Here is a 16,400-nt window from a genome sequence, read left to right on the forward strand (position 1 = left end):
TCTTTGGCATGCCTGCAGGCACTCCGGTAAGGGGAGTCTGCGGGCATGTTTTTTGTTATTTGTCGGTCTTTACTCATATATTCAGATTTGATATAATGACTTATAAGGGTGATTAAAAGCCAATAACGGAGGTATTGAGATGAAGGATAACGGACTTTTGGTACAGTATTTTACAGCGAATACGACCGACAGCCAGGATTTATGGAAAAAGGCAGCAGAGGACGCTGCGGTTCTGAAGAAGATGGGGGCTACGGCTGTATGGTTTCCGCCTGCTACAAAGGGAGCACAGGGCAAAGAAGATATGGGGTATGCTCCGTACGATCTGTATGATCTGGGAGAGTTTGACCAGAAGGGTTCAGTTGGAACCAGATATGGAACTAAGGATGAGTATATAGCTGCTATAAAGGCTATGAAGGATCAGGGGATAAATGTCTATGCGGACATTGCGGTCAGACAGAAGCTCGGCGCTGACAGGATAGAGAAGGTTACAGCAGCCGATTTCAACACCAAAGATATTCCACAGATGATCGGCAATAAGAAGACTGTGGGAGCACTTTCAAAGTTTACATTCCCTGGAAGAAAGTCAAAGTATTCCAAGTTCAAGTGGAACTGGAAGCATTTTGCGGGAATAGACTGGAAGCAGGAAGAATTCAAGAAGCGTGTGTGCGCTCTTGAGGGCAAGGATTATGACGAGGCGGACAAGGAATATTCCAAGTATGATTATATAATTGGAAGCGAGATTGATTTCTACAATCAGGAAGTGTATGACGAGCTCATGGCGTGGGCTCAGTGGTACGAGAAGACCACTGATGTGGACGGATTCAGATTCCAGGAGGCGGAGGCTATCCCTGCATGGTTTGTGAAGGATTTTATTGAAGCGACATCTGATGTCCCTGTAGCCGCTAAAAAGAAGGGCGCAGATGAGGCTCCGGAATATGTACATAAGGACATATTTGCTGTCGGTGATTTCTGGCACTGGAATACAGAATATCTGAATGGCTATATCAAGGCCACAGACAATGAGGCATCCATGTTCGATGTGCCATTGCACTTCAATTTCCACGATGCATCTGTGGCAGATGGAGAGTATAACATGGCAGATCTGCTTAAGGGTTCACTTATGATGAGCAATCCGGAGAAGGCTGTTACATTTGTAGATAACCACGAATCCCAGGTCGGAGGAGTTCTGGAATCGTACGTTGAGGATTGGTTCAAGCCTTTGGCGTATGCGGTCATACTGCTCAGAGAGCAGGGCTATCCGTGCCTGTATATCGGCGACTATGCGGGAATACCACAGGTTAAGGTAAAGTCGAAGAAGACGATACTGAATAAGCTGCTCAAGCTCAGAAAGAAATATGCATATGGAACTCAGCACGACTACTTTGATCACAGCGAGGTTGTTGGATGGACCAGAGAGGGCGACGAGGAGCACAAGGATTCAGGACTTGCGGTTGTCATGTCCGATGGAATGGGCGGCACCAAGAGAATGTATGTGGGCAGACAGTTTGCGGGAGCACATTTTGCAGATGTCATGGGTAATGCCAAGTATGACATCAAGATAGATGACGAGGGCTGTGGCGAGTTCTATGTCAACAGAAGAGGCCTTTCAGTCTGGATCAAAAAAGATTGCAAATTATAAGAAAGTGGTATATAGTATATATTACTTTATCACGCTAAAGTCGTGAAAGTCAAAAAGGAGCTTAGACATGGGAAAAACAGTACATACAGAGGCAGTACAGGATCTGTTTGAGGCAATACTTACATTGGAGACAGAAGAGGAGTGCTTTAATTTCTTTGAGGATGTATGCACGGTGAATGAACTGTTATCTATAGCACAGCGTTTTGCAGTGGCCAAGATGCTGAAGGAAGACAACACATATCTGGAGGTTGCGGAGAAGACCGGAGCATCCACAGCCACGATAAGCAGGGTCAACAGATCCCTGAATTATGGCAAGGACGGATATGAGCTTGTATTTTCAAGAATGAAGAGCTTCCAGCAGAATGACAAGCAGAGCAACGAGAAAACCGACAAGTAGTCAGACAAAACCCCTGAACGATTACATTTTATCGTTCAGGGGTTTTATTTGTGTTACAGGCTGGAGTCCTGTGAAATCTGGTCGCAATACTTGTTGGTTGTGCGTAAGCTGACTATTTTTTCTTGCCCTCGGCTGCGGCGTTTGCCTGTGGCTGCTTAGCCTTTGCGGCTTTGGCTGCTGCCTGCTCTCTGGCTTTCTGTGCCTGGGCTTTAGCCTTCGCCTTGGCATCTTCCTCAGATTCCTGTCTGAGCTTGTCTACCAGATGCTCCACATATTTCTTCTTGGCATATATATCAACTGAGAGAAGTGAGATCATGCTGAGATCGTGGAGATAGGAGTCCTTCTCAGGATCGTACATGGCATCAGCCTTGTTGGCTGTTCTCACGATATCCTTGATGATGTCACCGTAATGCTGGGATAGATGCTCATACAAGTGGGCGTATATATCAGAAATATCCTTTCCGTCCTTGTTGGAATCAAAATAACCATCTATAAGAGGCTCAAGCAGAGTCTGTATATCGTTGATGCTGAGCATGTTCTTCAGGTAGTATATATAAATGAGCAGTATAAGGTGCTGCTTAGAATATCTCTTCTTGTTAGGCGATGGCAGAAGATTGTTCTTTGTGTAGTTGTTGATCATGGTCTTGGTCATCACCTTGTCCTCGTCATTGCGCCTGTTCTTTCCAAGCTGATCCTCCATGAAGGTGGTCAACTGATCCATGTACAGGTCAATGGAAGGAATATCCTTAGGGTTTATATAATCAAGGCCACCGGCCATTGATATTATGTCTTTAATATTTGTCTTTTTATCCATATAGACACCTCTTATATTAGTTGGAGCACGCACAGGAACTGCTGTGCGAAAAAGCTGTTCATAAATACCGTTCACAAATTGACATATTCCAACAGTTGTACGTGCTGTGTATGCAGTATGCATTGTTTACGCAGCATGTGCTGTTTTGTGCAGTATGTGTTGTTTATGCAGTGTGTAATACCGCATATAAACAGTTGATTTTGAATCAACACGACATATTATATAGTATTCAAAACTACATTACAAGGTTGTTTTACTATAAAACGTATTAATTTGTTAAAAAATCAAGAGGAAAGAGAATGCTCAGGACGCTAGCTGGCTGCAAGTTTGACGATTGTATCTTTTTGAGCCGAAAAAAGAGAAAAGCACACAAGCTTTTGCAAGCCTGTGTGCTTTTCGTAAATTCCTTCGAGAAATATCACAAAATTGTATCTTTTTCAACGAAAATGTCTGTTTGCGCATAACCCCGCCACCCGGCGCTGACTTACTCGCCATCGGCGTCGCCTGGCTCCTGCGGAGCCAGCGTGATAAGCACTCTGGCGACTCGCTTTTTGTCCATCTCAAGTACCTTGTAGATGCATGAGATGTCGGTGACGGACTCACCCTTGGCTGGAATGTGATCCAGCAGCTCGGTTATGTAACCGCCGAGGGAGTCGTAGTCCTCTGATTCTATCTTTAGATTCAGTGCATCATTCAGATCATCCAGCTTGATGGAGCCATCGACGTTGTAGTGGGTGTCGTCGACCTTGATGATGTTGTTGTGTTCCTCCGTGTCGTACTCATCCTTGATGTCTCCGATGATTTCCTCAATGAGATCCTCAATGGTAATAAGTCCTATGCAGATTCCGTACTCATCGAGCACTATGGCCATGGTATTGGAATCCGACTTCATGGAGTGCAGAAGATCATTGGTCTTCTGATATTCATATACATACAGTGGCTTTCTCATGATGTTACGAACGCTGAAATTATTGATATCATGGGTTGCCTTGTAGAAGAAGAGATCCTTAACATGAAGGATACCGATCACGTTATCTCTGGAGTCCTCATATACAGGAATTCTCGTATACGGTACTTCCATGTAGAGCTTCAGCAGATCATCATAAGCCATATCAACAGAGGCGATGGTCATATCTGCTCTTGGGATCATGACATCCCTTGCAATGGAATCTCCGAAGTCCACCACATTGGTTATCATTTCCTTCTCTTTGTCCTCGATGACGCCTTCCTCCTCACTGACGTTCACCATGCTTATGAGTTCATCCTCGGTCATCTTCTGGTTCCCGCCGTCCTTGTCGAGCCTTATGATCCAGAATATAAAATCAGCGATCTTATTCACTATGAATATCACAGGTGTGAGCACTATCATAAGGAACTGGATTATGTCAATGTATAACAGCGATATCTTCAGGTTATAACGCTGAGCCAGGGTCTTTGGTGTGATTTCTCCGAAGAGGAGAACGATCAGTGTCAGGGCTCCGGTTGCAATACCGACAGCAGAGCTTCCAAATGCCTTTGTTACGAATGTGGTCGTGAGAGAAGATGCTGATATGTTGACAATGTTATTTCCTATAAGAATAGTGCTTATCAGCTTGCCTGAATTCTCTGTGACCTTGAGAACCCGTGAGGCCCGCTTGTTGCCGTTGTCTGCAAGAGACCTGAGCGAGAATTTACTCACCGTTGTGAGTGCTGTTTCAGCTGAAGAAAAGAATGCGGACAGTGCGATCAGCACCACCAGAATGATAATGTTTATTATGGAACCTGCGTCCAAGATTTCATCTCCAATCATTTAAAAAATTTTTAATTCTGATTGTACTTAATATATAGCATATTGTCAAGAATCCGTACCTTGATGTGGCAAAGAATCAGCGAAGAATGAAATGTGGAATAAAAAGCAGAAAAAGACACACAATAATAAGGCAGCAGAAAAATGCATAGCAAAAAGGAGAGAACATCATGAGAAGTTCAACAGAAACCTACAAAGAAGTTGCAGAGAGATGCAGTGCGTATGAGAAGAAGTGTTCTTGTAAGGGCCTTTCAAACGATGTGACGGGTAAGAGTTGTCTTAACTGCGATCATTTTACAGACACAGAGTACTGTGAGCTTGATCTGTATGATCCTATAGTCAAGAATCTCTAGCTGGCAGCCAGAAAATTCTGGTAAAGGATATCAGAATGGAAGAGTGGAGCGGGGCAGGAAAAGCGCCGCTCTGTACATAAAGTAAAGTTGACACATCTGACATGTATTGATATACTTAATCACTGAAAATGGAGACGTCTGCGTGTGCAGACAGAGTAAATAGTGAAAGGTATATACGTCGATGATTAGTGCGAATAACGTAACATTGAGATTTGGTAAGAAGGCTTTATTTGAGGATGTAAATATCAAATTTACAGAGGGTAACTGTTATGGACTGATCGGTGCAAATGGTGCCGGCAAGTCAACTTTCCTGAAGATCCTGTCAGGAGAGATAGAGCCGTCAAAGGGTGATGTGACAATGAATGATGGAGAGAGACTTTCAGTTCTCCAGCAGGATCACTACAAATACGATGAGTACCAGGTGCTTGACACAGTAATCATGGGTAACAAGCGTCTGTATGAGATAATGAAGGAAAAAGATGCTATATATATGAAGGAGGACTTCTCAGACGAGGATGGAGTCAAGGCTGCAGAGCTTGAGGCTGAATTTGCTGAGATGAACGGCTGGGAGGCAGAGTCAGATGCTTCCACACTCCTGAACGGACTTGGAGTAGGCACAGAGTATCACTACAGCCTGATGAAGGATCTGGATGGTGGACTCAAGGTCAAGGTGCTTCTTGCCCAGGCCCTTTTTGGCAATCCGGATGTACTTCTTCTGGATGAGCCTACAAACCACCTTGATATGGATGCCATCGCATGGCTTGAGGAATTTCTCATCAACTTTGAGAACACGGTTATCGTTGTATCGCATGACAGATATTTCCTGAACAAGGTATGTACCCATATAGCAGATATAGATTACAGCAAGATCCAGCTTTACGCAGGTAACTATGACTTCTGGTACGAGTCAAGTCAGCTTATGATCAAGCAGATGAAGGAAGCCAACAAGAAGAAGGAAGAGAAGATCAAAGAGCTCCAGGAGTTCATTCAGAGATTCTCGGCAAATGCTTCCAAGTCCAAGCAGGCTACATCCCGTAAGCGTGCCCTTGAGAAGATCGAGCTGGATGACATCAAGCCATCAAGCAGAAAATATCCATACATTGATTTCAGACCAAAGAGAGACATCGGTAACGAGGTGCTTACCGTATCACATATCTCCAAGACGGTTGACGGAGAAAAGCTTCTGGATGATATCTCGTTCACGGTTGGTCATGACGACAAGATAGCATTTGTCGGACCGAACACCAAGTCAACCACCATGCTCTTCAAGATACTTGCAGGCGAGGAGGAACCGGACGAGGGAAGCTATAAGTGGGGAGTTACTACCTCACAGGGATATTTCCCTAAGGACAACACCAAGGAGTTCGACAACGACCTCGTGATAGTTGACTGGCTGACACAGTATTCAGACGAGAAGGATGCCACATATGTAAGAGGCTTCCTCGGAAGAATGCTCTTTGCAGGTGAGGATGGAGTTAAGAAGGTCAAGGTCCTATCTGGAGGAGAGAAGGTAAGATGTCTTCTGTCCAAGCTGATGATCATGGGTTCAAACACCCTGATTCTCGATGAGCCTACAAACCACCTCGATATGGAGTCCATCACGGCACTCAATAACGGACTTATCAAGTTCCCTGGTGTAGTACTGTTCTCCTCACAGGATCACCAGTTTGTACAGACAACTGCAAACAGAATCATAGAGATTACAAATACAGGTCTCATAGACAAGCAGACAACATACGATGAGTATCTTGCAAATGACGAGCTTGCCAGAAAGAGACAGGTCATGAACATGGATTCAGAGGACTGATATATTGATATATGATCACCTGAATACAGATCATGACAGAAAAAATGGCTGTGACACAACAATATGTCACAGCCATTTTTTCTTATTCTATACCAAGATCAAAAATGTAATTCAACAGCTTGATAATGTGGTCAACATTCTCCTCGCTGTTGCCCGGGAATGAGAGATACACATCGTTGTATCCCAGGTTCATGCGGTTGGCAAAATCCGTTCCGCTGATGTTTATTGCGTATGCGGAAGTGTGATTTGCGGAATCCTGCGCCGTTACTACACGATCCTTGAGCTCTCCCTCGAAGAGAGTTTTGAGAGTGCCATCATATGTATCAAGCGGATGTATCAGATTTATCCAACTGCAGCACTCAACTCCGGCCTTGTCGGATATCAGCACATCATATACATTGTCCTCGCACAGCAGCGGGAAGGAAGAGTATTCCGTTCCATTTGCATCGTAGTCAGCGTCAAATGTAGTCGGATCGTAATGCAGGTTCTGCATATATTTGATCTTGTCCGAGTCCTTATAATTATAGTAGCTCTTATAGTCGTCTATAACGGATGTGTCCACGCTCCATGGATCAGGACTGTTGACCACCGCATATGCAAATACCGTCGGCCGGGTATTGGAATATACCGCCAGTGAGATCCAGGCCAGTGACACTACGATCATCAGTATTCCTATGATCTTCCATTTGTTGCAGTCTATAAAATAATGAAAACGCTGTGAGCGTGTCATGTCCGCTGTCTCAGCCTTTTTTTGTGCCCGTCTGTATCTGCGGCGCTCTGATCTCGTCATGGCGTGAAGCTCAAGACTGTTTTCGGTCGCAAGGTCCGCTTTGGGCGCTGCAGATCTAGGATCTGAGAAACCGTCGGCCACCTCACGCTTGACACCCCTTGGCTGGATCAAAATGTCATCCGGGGCATCCTTCTGTGTGCTTTCCAGCACCTCTTCCTGTGTATTATCTTTTTTGCTCATTCAAAACTCCTCTGCACGAAAAGAGCCGGAGGGCGTCCGGTCTTCCGCGTCAAATATATTTAATAATAGTATACTAACATATAGAAGAGGAGAACAGAACCCCTCCAATAGTGAAAAAAGTCTAAAATTTAAAATTGCACAATAAAACAGATCGGTTTTGCATGCACTATACATAATGACTAAAAGAAAACCTTGTAAATAAGCTGTTTTCTATATATAAAGTACAGTTGCCATATTAGCCGGAAAGGCGCATGGAATGTACGAAAAATAGGCTATTTGACAAAAATGATAAAATACACGCCTTATAGATAAAGTTTAATTAGTTATTTTTTTAGCTTAAAAAAAGGCGAATGTGCAAAAAAGATAAAAAAACTCAAAAAAGGGGTTGCCAAATTAGATAATATGCCCTATAATAAGCCTATGTTGACAAGGACGTTGTCAATAAAATCACAACAGAGGTCATGAAAAAGCATGACACGGCATTCCGGATATGCTCGATAAGGTGATTTTAGAGCATAGCATTGGAATAGCACACATATTTAAAAGGAGGGTTTTTTTGTGAGAAAAATCAAAAAGGCGTTAGCACTTTCATTAGCTATGGCAATGGGATTATCACTCGTTGCATGTGGCGGAAATGATGATGCTACAACAGAGGCAACAACAGAGGCTAAGACAGAGGCAACAGAGGCAGCATCAGATGATGCTACAGAGGCAACAGAGGCAGATGCTTCAGCAACAGGAGCAATTGCAGCACCTAGCACAGATGGCTGGGATGACAGCAAGAAGATCTACGCTTACTCATGGGATGAGGATTTCTCAAAGAAGATGAACGTCGTTCTTGACAAGTTCCCAGAGTACAAGGACTATGTTGAGTTCGTAACACTTGGTGTTGGTGGAACAACAGATGAGTACAAGACAGCTATTGATACAGCTCTTACAAGTGGAGATAAGTATCCTTCACTTATCCCTGCTGATAACGATGTAGCTAAGTACTGGTCAGAGGATGACACAAAGACAGCTAACCTTACAGATCTTGGTTTCACAGATGATGTTATGGCTAACTCATATGACTTCGCTAAGCAGTATGGCACATACAACGGCGAGCTTAAGGCTGTTACATGGCAGGCTACAGCAGGTTCTGTATTCTACAGAAGAGACATTGCTAAGGAAGTTCTTGGATCAGATGATCCTGAGACAGTTCAGGCAGCTCTTGCTGATTGGGACAAGTTCTTCGAGACAGCAGAAAAGTTAAAGGGTGCTGGATACAAGATCGTATCTGGTCCTTCAGATGTTAAGTACGCTATCTGGGATACTCAGTCACAGCCTTGGGTAACAGATGACGGTTCATCAGAGAAGCTTACACTTGACGGTGCAGTTACAGAGTACCTTGAGACAGGTAAGAAGATCTATGATGGTGGATATTCAAACAACACAGCCCTTTGGGATTCATCATGGGCTGCTGATATGGCAAATGATTCAAAGGTATTCTGCTACTTCGGATGTCCTTGGTTCATAGGTTCAATGCAGGGTAACGGCGCTGTAGATGGTAACTGGGGAGCTGTTACAGGCCCTACATCATACCACTGGGGCGGTACATACGTAATGGTCGGTAAGGATACACCAAACCCAGAGCTTTGTGCATTCCTTCTTTACGAGTTAACATGTGATCCAGATGTTGGTGTTGATATCACAAACAAGACAGGTGACTGTGTAAACAACAAGGCAGCTAACGAGAGACTTATCAATGGTGAGCTTTCAAGCGAAAATGCAGCTCAGAAATTCCTTGGCGGACAGAACCCAATCGAGGTATGGGCAGCATCAGCAGAGGGAATCAACCTCAGCAACACAACATACCAGGATGCTTCAATCAAGGCATTCATCGACGAGGCAGCTACAGCTTACAACTCAGGTACATACACATCAGTTGATGATGCTGTTAAGTACATCGAGGACAAGTGTGCTTCAGAGCTTGGTATCTCAAAGTAATCTATCCCTAAAATAAAGGATAAAACTATAAAGTAACAAAATGCACGCATCAGTAATGAAAGTTGCTGGTGCGTGTGTACTATAGACCAATATTTTAAGGGGGCGTATCACACTATGAAAAAGAACAAGACAGTTGAATACGGCAAGTATGGTTTGATGTTCCTCATTCCGTTCTTCCTTGTTTTCCTTATCTTTCAGCTGTATCCACTTATCTATACGTTCTACAACTCATTTATCTACTCAGCTAAGAATGGTAGATATGTGACAACAAGCGTAGGACTCGGTAACTTTACCAATTATGTGTTTGCAAAGACCGGAAGTGAGTTCTGGCAGGCACTTGCTATAACAGTTGTTCTGTGGTTGGTAAACTTCGTACCTCAGATCCTTCTCGCACTTGTTCTTGCTGCCTGGTTCACAGACATCAAGGTTAAGATAAAGGGTCAGGGTGTATTCAAGGTAATCATGTACATGCCTAACATCATTACAGCAGCTACAATCGCCGTTCTCTTCTACGGTATGTTCGAGGTTCAGGGACCTATCACGAGCCTGTTCAGAAGTTGGGGATGGTGTGATGAGGGTGGTATCCTGAATCACGGCTGGGCATCACTTATAATCATTGCTTTTATCCAGTTCTGGATGTGGTATGGTAATACAATGATCGTCCTTTGTGCAGGTATTCTCGGTATCAATCCATCACTTTACGAGGCAGCCAGTGTTGATGGTGCTACATCAAAGCAGCAGTTCTTTAAGATAACACTTCCACTGCTCAAGCCGATCTTACAGTACACACTTGTAACATCAGCTATCGGTGGTCTGCAGATGTACGATATTCCACAGCTCTTCAACGAAGGTAACCCGGTTGTAAGAGTAGGTGGATCGGATGTCAATTCTACAACAACAGTAGTTATGCTTATCAAGAAGTACGTAAGTGCAGGTCCTACACAGGATTATGGTAAAGCTGCAGCTTACTCAGTAATGCTTTTCGCATTCACATTGATTATAAGCTTACTGTTCTACAAGCTGACATCAGAGAAAACAGAAAAACAAGGAAAGTAGGTGAACAAAGTTGGATCAGACAGAATCAAAAGCAACGGGAACGAGGGTTTTAAGATATGTCATCTGTATCATACTTTGTTTCCTGTCAATCATACCGTTTTATATTTTGTTAATTAACTCAACACTTAAGTCCAGTGATATTCTTACAGGAATAAAGCTTGTTCCTGGCTCACAGTTCATCACTAACTTCAAGGGACTTTTAGAGGGTGGTGCGAAGACGAGTGGAGTAAACGTACTTCAGGCTATGCTCAATTCGTTAATTATCACAGTACCTGCAACAGCTCTTCAGATCTACTTCGGTTCTCTGACAGCTTACGCAGTTACAGTTTACAATTTCAAGGCAAAGAATTTTGCATGGGGCTTCATATATGCTATCATGATGATTCCTCAGCAGGTATCTATCGTAGGTTTCATCAAGATATGTAACCTCACACATATTTATGGTTCATATCTTGCAATGATCATTCCAGCGATCGCAGCACCAACAACTGTTTACTTTATGAAGCAGTACATGGAGACTGGCCTCTCAGTAGAGATCGTAGAGGCTGCCAGAATTGATGGATCAGGAGAAATTCATACGTTCAACTCGATCGTACTTCCTCTTCTGAAGCCAGCTATGGCAACTCAGGCAATCTTCGGATTCGTTGCATCATGGAATAACCTGTATACACCTTCTATCATACTTGCTACAGAGAGAAAGAAGCAGACAATGCCAATGTACGTTCAGGCGTTAAAGGCAAATGATAAGTCAAGAGATTGGGGTCAGATCTATTGTGGACTTTTCACAACTGTTATTCCAATCCTCGTAATGTACTTCTTCCTTTCTAAATATATTATTGCAGGTGTTGCACTTGGTGGTGTAAAGGAGTAATATATATTGTAATCAATTAAATATAATGTAGGTATCGATGACTCTTGGGTCGATCGATACCCGCATTATATTATTTTTTTTTACGAAACAATAAGCGAAGAGGACATTTTGAATGAGCGAGATATCAAACAACAGGGAAGAGAGCAGAGAGAATGACAGGGGAAAAGAGAAAGAACCACTTCTGAGACGGGCAATGGATGCGTTTGGAACTATATTTGCACTTAATGTGTGCTTTGTAGTTGGCTGTATACCTATATTTACAGTGGGAGCATCGCTGTCAGCTCTTTATGCTATGTGTATAAGACTGCAGGAGGATGAGGAAGAGACGGTTGTCGCCGGATTTATCCATGAGTTTAAGAGAAACTTTAAACAGTCGACCATAGCGTATTTCTTTATTCTGCTTGCGATATTTGTAATGTATTTTGAATTCCTGCTTGTCAAGAGAGTGACGGGATTCATATCTACATTCTACACAGGAATTCTTGTGACAGAACTTATATTTATGGGACTTATTGTTCCGTTTTTGTTCCCGTTGATAGCCAGATACAACAATAAGCTGGGAACCACGGTGAGAAACTCACTGGCTTTGGCTATCACATATAAGGGCTCATGGTTAAAAGTATTTATCGCATGGTTTGCACCTATATTTATATGCGTGAGATACCCTATGATATTTGTTAATATATGGTATCTGTGGGTTTTATTCATATTTGGTGCGATTGCATACGGAACCAGTACGACGATGAGGAAGATATTCAGACTCAACGAGAAGAAACTGGAGGAAACCGCCCGAAAAGCCGAGGAAGAGGCGAAGAAGGCAAAGGAGGAGGCTGAAGCTGCTGCGAAACTGTTAGAAGCCGAGGCTGAAGCTGAAGAAAAGGATAAAGAGGATACAGGGAATAAAGAAGACTTGGATTCGGAACAGGCATAAAGCCTGAAGATAGTGATATTTCCCATAAAAGAGGTTAAAGAGAAATCTTTAACCTCTTTTTTTATGAAAAAGTGTCACATTTATGATAATGTAATCGTTATATATAGTGAACGTTCAAAAAAGACAGAATATCAAGGGGTGTTCATGGCGGGGAACACATGAAAAAGGATAGGGAAATTATGCATAATGATAAGAAAGACAGCGAATTGATAGCAGAATATTATGACAAGTACGAACAGAAGTTATACAGGCTGTCGTATGCCGTATTGGGAGATATATGGCAGGCGGAGGAGGCTGTACAGGAGACATTTCTGAAAGTCATAAGATACAGGAATATGATAAAAAGGATGCCGGAGGAGAAGAGGTCGGCGTACATAACCAAGACTGCAAGAAATATCGCTGTTGATATGTACAGGAAAAATAAAAGAGATAAAGAGGCTGTGTGCAGTCTGCAGGGGGATGACGATTCCACGGAACTTGCAGACAACATCCTGTGGAGTCATGCCGATCCATCGGTGAAGAGCAATATGGCTGATGAGGTGGAGAACAGACAGTTGATAACAGGCATACTTGGAAGATTATCTGATGATGATGCCCTAGTGCTCCAGCTAAGGATAGTGCGGCAGCTCAGTGTAAGAGAGACAGCTGATCTGATGCGGCTGACAGAGGCTGCGGTCCGGAAGAAATATGAGCGGGCGGTAAAGAGAGCGCGAAAACTGCTGATGAAGGAGATGATGCTGGATGGAGAATAGGAATATGGAGAATGTTGATAACACGGACAATACGGATAATATGGACAAGCTGTCTGAACATGAATTTTCGGCAGAATACAAAGCTAAAAAGGAAAATCTGCTCGCCGGAATGAGAGATATGGAGGAGTCCGGCAGACCGACAGGCCTCGGGAAAAGACATGGAGGAATGGAGAGATTTATCAAGGTTGCAGCACTGCTGCTGTGTGGTGTGATCCTTATACCGGTATCGATCCATGCTGCGGTCAGCGTGTATAGATTTACGATCGAGAAGAATGGTGATTATGCAAGTGGAACGATAGAGCTCAATGACGATGGTGTTGCCACAGCTGCAGATGATACCGAGAGCACGGAGACTCTGGACGCGATGAAAAAGAGAATGGCGGAGGAGGAAGAAAATGGAACACAGAGCATAATGAAAGGAAGCGATGGTAATTCATACATGATAAATTCTGGCAAAAGATACGTGGAGATCACTCTTGATTATCTGCCGGAAGGCGTGGTTCAGGTCGAGGAATGTAAGTATGACAGCCCGGACAGGAAAGGATATATGGGAATATCCATAGCGGCAACCCAGTGGAATGGACAGTCGAATACTGTGATAAACCGAAGCATCGAGGATGCCACAGTCAGACAGGCGGGAAGTTATGAGTACCTGTTGTTTGAGAGGGGAGGAGTTGATTGGGGATTTGATAGAGTGCTGTACGTTCCGATAAAAGAAGAGTCCGTTATTCTGACTGTGTATATCGGCTGCGATATAACGGATGAGGAACTGGACAAGATCGTGACCGGAATAAATGTCAAGGATGCTGAGGGCGATGATCCATCTAACTGGGTCGGAGTTGACTCAACATTTTATGATGACAATCCGGATAATGTTGATACGATCCAGGTGGATGACAAGTACACATTTATAGGATTGGACGAGTCGTTTGTTGTGGATGGCGTAGAGATGACGGTAAACAGTGTGAACGTATACGATGACACCCGGGGAATAGATCCTACGGATATGCTCTATGTTGTGGGAGATCTCAAGGAGAAAGGTCTGGTGGATACGGACGGAAACTTTGTGGATGTCAGATGTCGGAGGATGAACGAAGCGACAGATAACAGCTTTACAAGCTGGGGAGATTATAATAACAGCAGCTTGCGGATGGTTGCGGTGGATATCACATATAAAGCGGACTACAGAGCATATCCGTATGACGATATAGTTATAGATCTTGAGAGGGGAGAAAAACTCTCGGGGGACAATCTGGCGCCACCGGTTGACACGAATTATTATTGCGGAGATGGTGAGCCTCGTGCGAGTTATGGAAGACGGATGACATATGGGGTACCTGCGTATGTAGTAGATGACGGCACAGAGATTGCTGAAAAGAGCGTGGATGGCTACTGCTGCCTGAAGAGGGATGGCGAAGAACATTTGCTGACGGTGTATTTCCTTGTTGACGAGAGTGAGCTTGAGGATTGTTACATGCAGGTAAGTCCGAGCAGTTCAATGGCAGATTATTATGAGTATATGACAATATATCTTGGCGAAGGAGAGTAAATATGAGGAAAAGAAGATGGATGATATGTGCAGCTTTGGTTTGCCTTGCGATGGCGTGCGGTGGCTGCGCGGATAAGAAAAAGGAAGCAAACACGGCGGTCATAGAGGGCGATGATATCAAGGAATACAGCAGCGGAACGGACACGTCCGGGGACACCGAGAAGGATGCAGATTATGATGACAGTGTGGGTGGACTTGCCAGAACACTCAGCATTCCGACCAGCGTAAGTGTTGATATACCTGTTGAAAATTGCGGAACTTTGGAGTCTGCAAGCATCAAAGCGTCGGAGATCAAGACTCCGGATGCCGATAAGATGTATACGAAGAAGTTCACCATGGGCAGCATAGGAGCTGAAGACAGGGAGACGATACTCAAAAGCATATTTGACGAGGAGGATGGAGTTTTCGAGTATCCATATGATATGAAGGACAGTGTGACACAGGAGCAGAGAGATGAACTGTTCGCTCATAGGGGTGCGGATGTGGATTACAGCAAGGATTATTTTATTGGAAAGATAGATGGAGTTGAGTACATACTGTATTTCTATGATCAGTCGTGGATATCAGATGAGGGATTTTCCATCCAGCTTGCGGCGACGGATCCGGTTCCTGAAGATATGGCGGACAAGGGTGCGACATTCACGGAGTATACCTCATGGGATCCCGCGGAACTGATAACGGCAAATGAAGGGAATCCGTCGGACGTTCAGACTGATGAATCCAATATGAGTGGCATGGATGAGGATGCCGGAATGGTAAAAGCGCTGGACTACATGGACAAATGGGGCTTTAATGATGTGGTCCCTACATCACAGTCGGAGCTTTACCGCCAATATAGTGATGAGTATGGAGAGGTTGTAGGATATGAGAAGGATGGATACTCTGTGACATTTCAGGCGTCCGTGAATGGACAGCCGCTCTATCAGCCGGATGCATTTGGCATAGACACCATCTCAAACCAGAAGAATGCGGAGGACAGTGGTTCGTTTTCTGCAGAGAAATACTACTATACGGAGCAGTCCACATACAGTATCGCATTTACAGGAGAGAAACTTACGGGATTTACATGTACTTGGCCGATGAAGTCCGCGGGGGATATTCGGGATGCAGGGACACTGATCACCTGGGATTCTGCGGTGACAAGCCTCAAGGGAGTCATGGAGAGCCACTTTGCGGATTATACCGGATATAATTCAGTGGAGTTCAACGATGTGAGACTCACATATTTCAGGATAAAGACAGGGGACGGCGAGTATGAGGCTATACCTGTGTACTCATTTGCACAGTTGGATTCGGATCATTCCGACACTTACCCGATACAGCTTGTACTGATAGATGCGAGGGATGGAAGCGAGGTCAGCATGGTTCAGGATGAGGCGAGATTCCTGAATAAATAGACCACAAATGAGTTGCATATTTGGCTGTGTAATTGTGCATGTCTGCTTGACAACAGAGAGCGTACATAAGTATAATTAATTGCGATAAAATA

Annotated in this window: 14 protein-coding genes; 11 read left to right on the forward strand and 3 right to left on the reverse strand. The window is 44.0% G+C overall.

The annotated features are described in order from the left end of the window. The first annotated feature begins 139 nt into the window (after positions 1 to 139). Both OCV54_RS09165 and OCV54_RS09170 read left to right on the forward strand, forming a co-directional pair. Positions 140 to 1,639: an alpha-amylase gene (locus OCV54_RS09165; protein ID WP_015533301.1), complete on the forward strand. Its 1,500-nt coding sequence runs from the start codon at positions 140 to 142 to the stop codon at positions 1,637 to 1,639. Positions 1,640 to 1,706: 67 nt separating this feature from the next. After that, positions 1,707 to 2,036, forward strand: a complete 330-nt coding sequence (locus OCV54_RS09170) for a YerC/YecD family TrpR-related protein (protein WP_015533300.1) — start codon at positions 1,707 to 1,709, stop codon at positions 2,034 to 2,036. Positions 2,037 to 2,148: 112 nt separating this feature from the next. Here the strand turns inward: OCV54_RS09170 and OCV54_RS09175 are convergent, their stop codons facing one another. Both OCV54_RS09175 and OCV54_RS09180 read right to left on the reverse strand, forming a co-directional pair. Then, positions 2,149 to 2,850, reverse strand: coding sequence for a DUF1836 domain-containing protein (locus OCV54_RS09175; protein WP_055143830.1), 702 nt, complete (start codon positions 2,848 to 2,850; stop codon positions 2,149 to 2,151). A 484-nt stretch (positions 2,851 to 3,334) separates the two neighbouring features. After that, positions 3,335 to 4,639, reverse strand: coding sequence for an HlyC/CorC family transporter (locus OCV54_RS09180; protein WP_082418014.1), 1,305 nt, complete (start codon positions 4,637 to 4,639; stop codon positions 3,335 to 3,337). A gap of 167 nt (positions 4,640 to 4,806) precedes the next feature. Between OCV54_RS09180 and OCV54_RS09185 the strand changes: the two genes are divergently transcribed. Next, the gene (locus tag OCV54_RS09185; protein WP_015533298.1) at positions 4,807 to 4,989 is read left to right on the forward strand and encodes a hypothetical protein; all 183 of its coding nucleotides are present in this window, start codon (positions 4,807 to 4,809) and stop codon (positions 4,987 to 4,989) included. A gap of 181 nt (positions 4,990 to 5,170) precedes the next feature. Then, on the forward strand, positions 5,171 to 6,796 hold the full coding sequence (locus OCV54_RS09190) for an ABC-F family ATP-binding cassette domain-containing protein (RefSeq protein ID WP_015533297.1): 1,626 nt from the start codon (positions 5,171 to 5,173) through the stop codon (positions 6,794 to 6,796). Positions 6,797 to 6,878: 82 nt separating this feature from the next. Here OCV54_RS09190 and OCV54_RS09195 read toward each other — a convergent pair whose 3' ends face one another. Further along, positions 6,879 to 7,766, reverse strand: coding sequence for a hypothetical protein (locus OCV54_RS09195; protein WP_022216609.1), 888 nt, complete (start codon positions 7,764 to 7,766; stop codon positions 6,879 to 6,881). Positions 7,767 to 8,324: 558 nt separating this feature from the next. Here OCV54_RS09195 and OCV54_RS09200 point away from each other — a divergent pair. From OCV54_RS09200 to OCV54_RS09230, 7 genes are all read left to right on the forward strand, one after another. Further along, entirely contained in the window at positions 8,325 to 9,752 is a 1,428-nt protein-coding gene (locus tag OCV54_RS09200; RefSeq protein WP_055223671.1) for an ABC transporter substrate-binding protein, read from the forward strand. Positions 9,753 to 9,866: 114 nt separating this feature from the next. Then, positions 9,867 to 10,808, forward strand: a complete 942-nt coding sequence (locus tag OCV54_RS09205) for a carbohydrate ABC transporter permease (RefSeq protein ID WP_015533296.1) — start codon at positions 9,867 to 9,869, stop codon at positions 10,806 to 10,808. 10 nt (positions 10,809 to 10,818) lie between these two features. Next, complete coding sequence (locus OCV54_RS09210; RefSeq protein ID WP_022216607.1) at positions 10,819 to 11,679, forward strand: carbohydrate ABC transporter permease; 861 nt, start codon at positions 10,819 to 10,821, stop codon at positions 11,677 to 11,679. Between the two features lie 112 nt (positions 11,680 to 11,791). Further along, on the forward strand, positions 11,792 to 12,610 hold the full coding sequence (locus OCV54_RS09215; protein ID WP_015533295.1) for a YesL family protein: 819 nt from the start codon (positions 11,792 to 11,794) through the stop codon (positions 12,608 to 12,610). 179 nt (positions 12,611 to 12,789) lie between these two features. Then, entirely contained in the window at positions 12,790 to 13,362 is a 573-nt protein-coding gene (locus tag OCV54_RS09220; protein WP_022216606.1) for an RNA polymerase sigma factor, read from the forward strand. Next, a complete protein-coding gene (locus OCV54_RS09225; protein ID WP_055223673.1) occupies positions 13,352 to 14,911 on the forward strand; it encodes a hypothetical protein in 1,560 nt (519 codons plus the stop codon). The genes OCV54_RS09220 and OCV54_RS09225 overlap by 11 nt, the downstream gene beginning before the upstream one ends. Positions 14,912 to 14,913: 2 nt before the next feature. After that, complete coding sequence (locus OCV54_RS09230; RefSeq protein ID WP_055223676.1) at positions 14,914 to 16,308, forward strand: hypothetical protein; 1,395 nt, start codon at positions 14,914 to 14,916, stop codon at positions 16,306 to 16,308. Positions 16,309 to 16,400 lie beyond the last annotated feature (92 nt).

Source organism: Coprococcus aceti, from assembly GCF_025567285.1.
GTDB lineage: Bacteria > Bacillota > Clostridia > Lachnospirales > Lachnospiraceae > Coprococcus > Coprococcus aceti.

What these genes read in the sequence shown, in the direction of transcription:
- OCV54_RS09175 (WP_055143830.1), bottom strand. Translation starts at nt 2,850, where the DNA reads ATGGATAAAAAGACAAATATTAAAGACATAATATCAATGGCCGGTGGC.
- OCV54_RS09185 (WP_015533298.1), top strand. Translation starts at nt 4,807, where the DNA reads ATGAGAAGTTCAACAGAAACCTACAAAGAAGTTGCAGAGAGATGCAGT.
- OCV54_RS09225 (WP_055223673.1), top strand. Translation starts at nt 13,352, where the DNA reads ATGGAGAATAGGAATATGGAGAATGTTGATAACACGGACAATACGGAT.
- OCV54_RS09230 (WP_055223676.1), top strand. Translation starts at nt 14,914, where the DNA reads ATGAGGAAAAGAAGATGGATGATATGTGCAGCTTTGGTTTGCCTTGCG.
- OCV54_RS09195 (WP_022216609.1), bottom strand. Translation starts at nt 7,766, where the DNA reads ATGAGCAAAAAAGATAATACACAGGAAGAGGTGCTGGAAAGCACACAG.
- OCV54_RS09205 (WP_015533296.1), top strand. Translation starts at nt 9,867, where the DNA reads ATGAAAAAGAACAAGACAGTTGAATACGGCAAGTATGGTTTGATGTTC.
- OCV54_RS09220 (WP_022216606.1), top strand. Translation starts at nt 12,790, where the DNA reads ATGCATAATGATAAGAAAGACAGCGAATTGATAGCAGAATATTATGAC.
- OCV54_RS09215 (WP_015533295.1), top strand. Translation starts at nt 11,792, where the DNA reads ATGAGCGAGATATCAAACAACAGGGAAGAGAGCAGAGAGAATGACAGG.
- OCV54_RS09180 (WP_082418014.1), bottom strand. Translation starts at nt 4,639, where the DNA reads ATGATTGGAGATGAAATCTTGGACGCAGGTTCCATAATAAACATTATC.
- OCV54_RS09165 (WP_015533301.1), top strand. Translation starts at nt 140, where the DNA reads ATGAAGGATAACGGACTTTTGGTACAGTATTTTACAGCGAATACGACC.
- OCV54_RS09170 (WP_015533300.1), top strand. Translation starts at nt 1,707, where the DNA reads ATGGGAAAAACAGTACATACAGAGGCAGTACAGGATCTGTTTGAGGCA.
- OCV54_RS09190 (WP_015533297.1), top strand. Translation starts at nt 5,171, where the DNA reads ATGATTAGTGCGAATAACGTAACATTGAGATTTGGTAAGAAGGCTTTA.